We start from the raw sequence: 6,979 nt of genomic DNA on the forward strand, positions 1-6,979 counted from the left end.
ATCTCTTCCATGATTTTCTCTTTTGTGAGGAAGACGCGTTTGCCGTCTCCCATACGCAAAGCATATTCAGTTGCCATTTTTTATCCTCCATCCTTCAGATAGGTTTAATTTAGGCGGAATCGATAGATAATTGATAGATAATTGAGGTTCAGAGCAGCAGCTCTTTTGCCTTTGCAACAGCTTCACTTGCATTTTCAGCGTAACAGTCTGCACCGATCTTGTCAGCCCAGGCCTGGGTTGCAGGAGCTCCGCCTACCATGACCTTTATTCTGTCCCTGAGGCCTTCTTCTTTGAGGAGTTCGATAACGTCCCTCTGGCCCTGAAGAGTAGTGGTCATAAGAGCTGAAAGCCCTATCATGTCAGCATTGACTTCCTTTGCCTTCTCGATAAAGTTCCTGACCGGAACATCACGCCCGATGTCATAAACCTCAAACCCTGCAGACTGGAGCATGGTTGAAACAATAGATTTGCCTATATCGTGGACGTCGCCTTCGACAGTACCGTTTACGATAACCCCCAGTTTCTTTGTCTGAGTTCCTGCAGGCATTTCAGCTTCAAGCAGTTTTACCCCTGCAGTCATCGCATCGGCTGCCATCATCACGTGGGGCAGGAAAAGTTTCCCCCTCTCAAAAAGAATTCCTACCTGATTCATGCCTGCGGAAAGCCCTTTGTCAATAATTTCTGCAGGTTCCATAACTTCTTTTGCTTTTTTGACGGCAGCGAGTACCGTATCTTTCTTACAGGAGGTGACTGCATCGGAAAGCTCCTGAATAAGTTCTTCTTTAGTTGCCATTTTTATACCTCGATAAATGTCATAATCTCTCCAGTGCCTGAAGAGAAAAACGAAATCCGGAATTTCTATCGGATATAATTTTATAGGTCCGGAATTATTTAGCCTAAACCATGGAGTTTTTTCAAAAAAGGCAGGAACTGGAACGCAGCATATGCATTTGAAAAGCCAGTGCGTTATGACCGGTTCAATTGGCTGCGCTCAGGTTATGAGTTTTTTTGAGCACATTAAAATTTTCAATTGGACTCGTATAAATTAGAATTCAGGTTTGACCAGTTAAAAATTTCAAATTAAAAACTTCAAATAAGGTAGAGAAAGAAATCTCAAGTGCCACCAATAAAAAGGAAACTTCAGCTGCCTTAATAAGACCTTCAGGAGAAAGTCTCAGGCTGCTCAGGCTTTTCTTCGGAAGACTCCGGTTTTTTGGCCTTTATACAGAAATACTTCCCTTCAAGCCGGAATTTCCTGTAAAGCTCGCAGGTCTCACAGAGGCAGCCCTGTTTTTTATCCTGTCCAGGACAATTACTCCGCGAGCAGAACATTCCTGCACCTCCGGAAAAGGAGGGACAGCTTTTGCAGATGCAGGCTTTAAGGTGATGGTACGAGCCGCAGATTCCAAAATACCTTCCATATTCTTCCCTGGCCTGCTGTATGAGATCAGATGTTTCCTCTCCGGATCTGTTACTTTCCCCGATACCTGTTTTATTTTCTGCTGCGAGCCTGGAACCCAGGAATATTCCTCCTGTGCACAAACGCCATTATTTATAAGGTGTTAAAATATATTATATATTGCTTAAGGATTTAAAAAGTGCATTTTACCTGAGGCGGTTAAAGGATTTTGAATCCGGAAGGGTTTTTGGAGAGGTAATAGGTATGGGATTCAATCAACTAGCTGAAAGCGACGAACTGATTCTTGGTGAAGCACTGGAGAGACAGCAAATTCTCGAAACCGTGATTAATAACAGTCCTTTTATGGTTTTCCTCTGGACTCCTGATGAAAAGTGGCCTGCAAAATACGTTTCAGAAAATGTGACCCAGCTTGATTACAGCGCAGAAGATTTCCTGACTGGCAGGATAATGTATGCAGATATTGTTCACTCCGAGGATGTAGACCGGGTTGGAAAGGAACTTAAGCAATGCTGCGAAACCGGAAAAGAAAGCTTTGTACATCGGTACAGGGTTCTTACCGGGAAGGGGGAAGTCCGCTGGGTAGAAGAGAAAAACTTTATTCACCGCGATGAGAACGGGAATGTAGCCAATTTTCAGGGGATTGTCAGGGATATTACACAGGAAATCAAAAATGAAAAAGCATTGAGGGACGCACTTGAAAGCCAGAAAGCCCTCATGGAAAAGCAAAAAGCCCTGCTTGAGCGGCAGAAAGCTCTCGAAACCGTAATTAATAACAGTCCTATGGTAGTATTTCTCTGGAAAGCTGAAAAATACTGGCCCACCCTGTATGTATCCGAGAATGTTAGGCAGTTTGGATACCTTCCGGAGGATTTTATTTCCGGAAGAGTTCTTTACGGGAAAATTGTGCATCCCGAAGACCTGCTCCTTGTAGAACTCGAACTGGAGGAGAACTGTGAAGAAGGGGGAAAGGAGTTCAACCGCCAGTACCGGATCCTTACTCAAACCGCTGAGGTCCGCTGGGTTGACGAAAAAACATTTATCCAGCGTAACGAGGAAGGGGAAGTTACGCATTTTCAGGGCATAATAGAGGACATAACCCGGCAGGTTAAAAGGTCGTGAAGCCCGCATGCCAGGGTTTAAGCGAGTTTAGTTATTTCCTGTACGTTATAATACACCAGTCTCAATTGGGATGCAGTTCAATAAATATTTTTTTTAAGTTTAATAAACACAATTTATGGGAAAATCAATATCAAAAAACATCATACCTTAACTTTTAGACCTGCTGCTAGCTTTATTACTTCCTTAACAAATAATTATTTATGTTTGAGAGGATTAAAAAGTACTTGCAGATTTTGTTATAACTGTGGAATCTGTGCCTCTCCGAAATGCCTTAAGTGTGAAGCCGGAAACAAAAACTGCTGGGTAATACGGAAAGATATGGAAAAGGTATGAAAAAGGGTATAAGGACAAATTGTTCACCACAAAACTGAAGAGGGTTACATACCGGGAAAGGTTCGCTTATAAGGAGTTTGAGAGAATAAGCGAACCTCTTTCGGGAAAAGCTCCGCTGACAGATTAAGGAATGGGCTTATGCGCCCGTAAGTCAGAAAAAGAAGTAAAAACCCGGTTCCGGGGAACAGGAAGTTCTGTAGCCTTCAGTAAAACTATCGTTTTTACCAGAAGGCTGACGCAATCTCTTTATTGCTCATTTTGTACTGAGAAATCCAGGAAATAACCTGTTTTGATAAACCTGTTATACCAGTAGAATTCTTTATAGAAGCTGCTACAGAAAGCAGCCGGCAAATTGTTTTAAGCCCTGAGGCAATGGCTGGTAGAAGTTTATTAAATGAAATATGCATTTTGAAATTGAGTTTCTGAATTGAGATTTCCTCAGGGAAAAAGTACTTATGGGGAAACAGAAGCTCACGAAAATACACGGTGCCTATAGGTTGGAGAGAAAAATATATTAACTATTAATTTTCAAGTTTTTATAAATACATAGGTATACTCAGTTTCCGATATGGAGCTTCCTTTATTGTGAAGCTTTCCCGGATTAGAGGAACTTCGATAATTACAGCCTGCGGGCAGCTGATCAAGGTGCATGATATGGAAAACACTCTACTCGACCTGATCCTTCTTTCAGAAAAAAGAAAGAACGTACTGCTTCTTCTGCTTGAAGGGCCAAAGGACATCGAAACAATAAAAAAAGCCCTCAGTGCCAGTGCTACTGCAGTCCAGCCGCAGGTAAAAAAGCTCAAAGAACAGAACCTGGTAGTTCAGGAAAAAAACGTATATAAACTCAGCGAGATAGGCAAAGTCATAGCTGAAAAAATGAAACCGCTTGTGGATACGCTTTCTGTTCTCGAAGAAAATGCGGATTACTGGGCAGACCGCGAAATGAGCGAGATTCCAGCTTTTCTCCTCCGAAGAATTTACGAGCTTGGGCACTGCACTATAATCGAACCTCAAATAGACCACATGTTTGAGATGATTCCGGAATATGTTAAAAACGCCCGGATGGCAAAAAAGCTGGAGGCTGCAGTTCCGTATTTCCACCCTCTTTTTCCTTCCTTTTACCTGGAAATTGCCGAAAAGGGAATACAGATATCGCTTATTCTCCCGGAATCCGTCCTGAAAAGGTGGGTTGAAGATTACAGGGAGCAGACCGAGCAGTATTTCAAAAGGGAAAACGCAAAACTCTTTGTCTGTAAGGACTGTGAAAGGACTCCGGCGATCGTTGCAGCCGATAATTTTATGGCAATGGCACTATTTCCGAAAAGTACGGTTTTTGACCGGAAGTATGTAATCTGTTTTGAGCCAGGCGCTCTGGCCTGGGGAAAAGAGCTTTATGATTATTATGAACAGCATTCCGAACAGATTATTAATATAGACAATTACACCCAGGCGCCCTGAGAGGATAAGCCGTGGCGCTCAAGAGCCTGCCTGTCAGAGATATTCCTCAAAACCTGCCTTACCCCCGGCATAAGCCTCATGCCAGCCTGAAGGCACGGGTTTTTTTTCATACAGGGCTTTCCTCTGAGCTTCAAGAAGTTCAGGGGCTTTTCCCATAAACTCTGCACCACAGAGAACCCGGCTTGCGGCCTTTTCTGCCAGCTCTTTTAACCAGTCGTACCCTTCAAAAGACCTGAGCAGATGATGGTCCAGAATCAGAGTATCCGCATGCCTGGACAGAAGGAGAGCATTCTCAGAGGCTTCTTTTCCTGCTTCAGGCACGCGGTATGAAAGATAGAGAGGGGGACCTGAGGCAAAAACAATTGTGGGTTCCCATGCTAGTATTTTTAGGACGGCTTCCCTGTTGAGAAGCTGGATATCCGAACTATGGACAAAAACCTCGTCTCCTTCACGGATCCGGGTCATCATTACAGTTCCAAAGCCCTTTTCCCTGGCTCCGTGCGGAACAGGAGAAGAGAATTCCATGCTACCGGACTTCCTGCCTTCCGAAGCCGGAAGAGGAAAACCCAGGAAATCCGAGAGTTCATGCCTCCTCTTTGAAGAGAGACCGGAAATTTTCTCCGGACCTTTGCACCAGAAATTTATCCCGTCACGGGAAGGGAGGGCTGCCATTGGCAACTGGTAAGGATCTTCAGCCCTCATTGGCATATGGTCCCCGTGAAAATGGCTGATAACAATATCTGTAGCTTCTCCAAACGCAGAAAGCACCTTTTCTCTTATCCTGAAAGCAGCAGCAACCTCTACCGGGTGGGGAAGCAGGCCTGAACGCAGGCGTGCAAGCGCAACTCCGGGATCGATCAGAATCGTACTATCATCTGTCTTTACAACGCAGGCAAGGGATCTTGCTCCTAAAGACTCACACCCCAGTATATCAATCTGCATATGTTTCTCTATGTTTGCAGGAATAAAAGTTCTTCTCGGAGGAATATTTGTTGGAGAAAGCGGCTCTGTTGATCTTTTATGATAGTAAGAGGTGATAGTGCAGCAGGAAGCGTACTCTTCAGAAAACGTCTGGTTATCCCGCCTTCGATGACAGCAATGGCACCACTGGCAATGATGGTAGTCCGGACAATATTCCTGAACTCATTGAAGAGGACAATTGTATTCTCTCGCTTGAAAGGGATTGACACAAAGATACCCTGCATAAAATCCGAGTCTTCTTCTGTCAAAAGGTAATAAAGAAGAAAGTACATGATCAGAATGCCGATAATAAACTGGAACGAGATTGAAATTTCAGTTTAAATCTATAAATCTATCCTTTTCAAGACAGGTACTCTCTGGAAAACATCTGTACAGTTAGAATGAAGTAAGAAAGCAGAAGGGGACCTATAACGATTCCTATCAGCCCGAAGAGGGACACCCCTATTACAATCCCGAGCAGGGACAGAAATGGATGAATTTTTCCAACGGTATTCTGGACAATGGGTCTCAGGAAATTGTCAAGCACGCTTATAAAGAGCCCGGCTGCAAGTATAGCGATCGCTGCCGTATAGTCCGCCTGGAAGAGCTGCACAATAGTTGCAGGAATCCAGACAAAAGCTGCTCCTACAAGAGGCAAAAAAGATAGAATGGCTGCAATCGCGCCCCAGAGAAAAGCTCCCTGAACATCGAAGATCAGGAATACGATAGTCAGGACTCCACCCTGGGCAAGAGCAACTGCCCCGCTGGCCGTAAGAGTCGTGCGGACAATCCTCCGGAATTCATTCAGAAGAGTAGCTGTATTTTCTTCATTGAAAGGGACTGCAACCGAGATCTGGCGCATAAAATCCGAATCTTCTCCGGTAAAGAGATAGTAAATCAGAAAGTACATTATCAATATACCAACGGACTGATGACTCAGGCTCTGGATTGAGCCCAGAATGAACAGGCTTGTGTAATTAACAGCCTGTGAAGCCAGTTCCATTGCTTTATCTTCTATTTTAGTCTGGAATATATCTGCAGGAATATTAAACCTTGAGAGAAGATGAGTGACAGAAACAGCTCCGGATTCAATAGATGCGATAATGGATGCCTGATTAAGTAAAAGCTGCTGGATTTCACTGACAATCACACTCAAAAGGAAGTAAAGAGGGATCAACACAACGAAAATTGAAACTATTATCACCAGTACGGCTGCGATTTGCTTCCGAATCCTGAGTCTTCTTACGAGAAAATGATAAAGAGAACGGAATATGGTGAAAAGGATGAGGGCTCCGAAAATATAGTTCAGAAAAGGGAGTGTGGCATAGACAATTAACACAGTCAGGACCGCAATTATAAGAAGAGCCAGAGCCATCTTTACAGCTTTTTTCATTGGATCTAAATGGGTTTTCTATTATAAAATATATATCCTGAAGTCGCTGACCCGCAAGAGTGGCGTCGCTTGAGCCCGCCCCGGTTACACCGGTTTCGATAAAGCATGCGTTTTTGATCAAACTTTTTTTGAAAAAGTTTGCGATAAAACCTTTTCTCAAAAGGTTTTCGCTCAAGCACAACCGTTGCGCCGGTTGATCACGCCGTTACGTGGGGATTTTCGCTCAAGCCTTTTTTGAAAAGGCTTGCGTTGCGCCGGTTTATCACGCCGCTTTGCCGGTTTCGATAAAGCAT

The 6,979-nt window shown here is 43.8% G+C and carries 7 protein-coding genes; 3 read left to right on the forward strand and 4 right to left on the reverse strand.

What is annotated here, in order from left to right:
- Positions 1-148: 148 nt before the first annotated feature.
- Positions 149-793: a dimethylamine corrinoid protein MtbC gene (gene mtbC, locus EQO05_RS15105; RefSeq protein ID WP_128507926.1), complete on the reverse strand. Its 645-nt coding sequence runs from the start codon at positions 791-793 to the stop codon at positions 149-151.
- A gap of 368 nt (positions 794-1,161) precedes the next feature.
- Positions 1,162-1,542, reverse strand: coding sequence for a DUF2769 domain-containing protein (locus EQO05_RS15110; RefSeq protein ID WP_240664783.1), 381 nt, complete (start codon positions 1,540-1,542; stop codon positions 1,162-1,164).
- Positions 1,543-1,663: 121 nt separating this feature from the next.
- On the opposite strand from EQO05_RS15110, the gene EQO05_RS15115 reads away from it, so the two are divergent.
- Together EQO05_RS15115 and EQO05_RS15120 are read left to right on the forward strand one after the other, a co-directional pair.
- Positions 1,664-2,539, forward strand: a complete 876-nt coding sequence (locus EQO05_RS15115; protein WP_128507934.1) for a PAS domain-containing protein — start codon at positions 1,664-1,666, stop codon at positions 2,537-2,539.
- A 918-nt stretch (positions 2,540-3,457) separates the two neighbouring features.
- On the forward strand, positions 3,458-4,333 hold the full coding sequence (locus EQO05_RS15120) for a winged helix-turn-helix domain-containing protein (protein ID WP_240664785.1): 876 nt from the start codon (positions 3,458-3,460) through the stop codon (positions 4,331-4,333).
- A gap of 33 nt (positions 4,334-4,366) precedes the next feature.
- On the opposite strand, the gene EQO05_RS15125 is transcribed toward EQO05_RS15120, so the two are convergent.
- On the reverse strand, positions 4,367-5,275 hold the full coding sequence (locus EQO05_RS15125) for a hypothetical protein (RefSeq protein ID WP_128507928.1): 909 nt from the start codon (positions 5,273-5,275) through the stop codon (positions 4,367-4,369).
- 78 nt (positions 5,276-5,353) lie between these two features.
- On the opposite strand from EQO05_RS15125, the gene EQO05_RS15705 reads away from it, so the two are divergent.
- On the forward strand, positions 5,354-5,569 hold the full coding sequence (locus tag EQO05_RS15705) for a hypothetical protein (protein WP_164888589.1): 216 nt from the start codon (positions 5,354-5,356) through the stop codon (positions 5,567-5,569).
- Between the two features lie 85 nt (positions 5,570-5,654).
- Here the strand turns inward: EQO05_RS15705 and EQO05_RS15135 are convergent, their stop codons facing one another.
- Positions 5,655-6,686 carry an AI-2E family transporter gene (locus EQO05_RS15135; protein WP_128507930.1) on the reverse strand — a complete coding sequence of 344 codons (1,032 nt, stop codon included), beginning with the start codon at positions 6,684-6,686 and terminating at the stop codon, positions 5,655-5,657.
- Positions 6,687-6,979 lie beyond the last annotated feature (293 nt).

This window comes from Methanosarcina sp. MSH10X1 (assembly GCF_004099695.1).
Taxonomy (GTDB): domain Archaea; phylum Halobacteriota; class Methanosarcinia; order Methanosarcinales; family Methanosarcinaceae; genus Methanosarcina.

Bases quoted from the DNA above. Each gene is read 5' to 3' on its own strand.
- mtbC (WP_128507926.1), bottom strand. From the start codon at position 793: ATGGCAACTAAAGAAGAACTTATTCAGGAGCTTTCCGATGCAGTCACC.
- EQO05_RS15115 (WP_128507934.1), top strand. From the start codon at position 1,664: ATGGGATTCAATCAACTAGCTGAAAGCGACGAACTGATTCTTGGTGAA.
- EQO05_RS15125 (WP_128507928.1), bottom strand. From the start codon at position 5,275: ATGCAGATTGATATACTGGGGTGTGAGTCTTTAGGAGCAAGATCCCTT.
- EQO05_RS15705 (WP_164888589.1), top strand. From the start codon at position 5,354: ATGATAGTAAGAGGTGATAGTGCAGCAGGAAGCGTACTCTTCAGAAAA.
- EQO05_RS15135 (WP_128507930.1), bottom strand. From the start codon at position 6,686: ATGAAAAAAGCTGTAAAGATGGCTCTGGCTCTTCTTATAATTGCGGTC.